Below are 1,260 nucleotides of genomic sequence, written 5' to 3'. Positions count from 1 at the left end.
TTTGTAGTGGCACAGTAAATTTGGCCACCTGATTAAAGGTGATATTCTCACCTCAACACAAAACAGGTGACTTAATGAACAAGAAAACCAAACGTACTTTCACCCCTGAGTTCAGGCTGGAATGTGCACAGCTGATTGTTGATAAGGGCTATTCGTATCGACAAGCCAGTGAGGCGATGAATGTCGGTTCTACCACGCTTGAGAGCTGGGTACGTCAGCTCAGGCGAGAGCGCCAAGGTATTGCGCCCTCTGCAACACCCATTACCCCTGAACAGCAACGTATTCGCGAGCTGGAAAAGCAGGTTCGCCGACTGGAGGAACAAAATACGATATTAAAAAAGGCTACCGCGCTCTTGATGTCCGACTCACTGAACGGTTTACGATAGTTTCCAGACTGAGTGACAGCCACTCAGTTGTCAGCCTCTGTTCCGCACTGGGAATACACCGTAGCAGTTACCGGTACTGGCGAAAACGACGCGATACGGTTAATTCGGCTCGCGTCAGGTTGTGCAGCGAAATACGCCGGGCATGGAACCAGAGCCGGGGCTCTGCAGGCGCGCGCACGCTGGCTGAAATGCTGACCCAAAACGGCGTCCCGATGAGCCGTTATCGTGCCGGACGGCTGATGAAATACCTGAACCTGAGCAGTTGTCAGCCCGGAAAACATCAATACAAAAATGCCTGTCAGGAGCATACGTGTTTGCCGAATCTGCTCGAGCGTCAGTTCGCTGTACCGGAGCCAGACAGGGTATGGTGCGGAGATATTACGTATATCTGGGCAGGAAATCGCTGGTGCTATCTGGCGGTCGTCATGGATCTTTTTGCCCGCAGGGTTATCGGCTGGAGCCTGTCAGCGAATGCCGATACTGCACTGATAAGCAGTGCCTTGCGGATGGCGTATGAGGTGCGTGGTCAGCCGCGGGACGTCATGTTCCATAGCGACCAGGGAAGTCAGTATACAGGACTGAAATATCAACAGCTTCTCTGGCGTTACAGGATAAAGCAAAGTGTCAGCCGACGGGGAAACTGCTGGGATAACAGTCCTATGGAACGCTTCTTCCGCAGTCTGAAAACAGAATGGGTGCCGACGGATGGTTACGTAGGCAAGGACGAGGCCCGGCAACAAATTAGCGGTTATATCCTGAATTATTACAATAGCGTCAGGCCTCACCATTACAACGGTGGGTTGACGCCGGAAGAATCAGAGAACAGATACCGTTTTTACTGTAAAACCGTGGCCAATATTACTTGACCACTACA

General features: G+C 51.7%; 1 protein-coding gene. It reads left to right on the top strand.

The features are described 5' to 3' along the window. The first annotated feature begins 74 nt into the window (after window positions 1-74). Window positions 75-1,252 (top strand): IS3 family transposase gene (locus BEB42_RS25875; RefSeq protein ID WP_152895938.1). Its coding sequence is split into 2 segments (ribosomal slippage): window positions 75-333 and window positions 333-1,252, totalling 1,179 coding nucleotides; the frame shifts between segments, so codons are not numbered across the junction. Window positions 1,253-1,260 lie beyond the last annotated feature (8 nt).

It is taken from the genome of Escherichia sp. MOD1-EC5990 (assembly GCF_002965285.1).
Classification (GTDB): Bacteria; Pseudomonadota; Gammaproteobacteria; order Enterobacterales; family Enterobacteriaceae; genus Escherichia; species Escherichia coli_F.
Note: the sequence above shows the minus strand (reverse complement) of the source record. Positions and strands in the feature narration are given on the sequence as shown.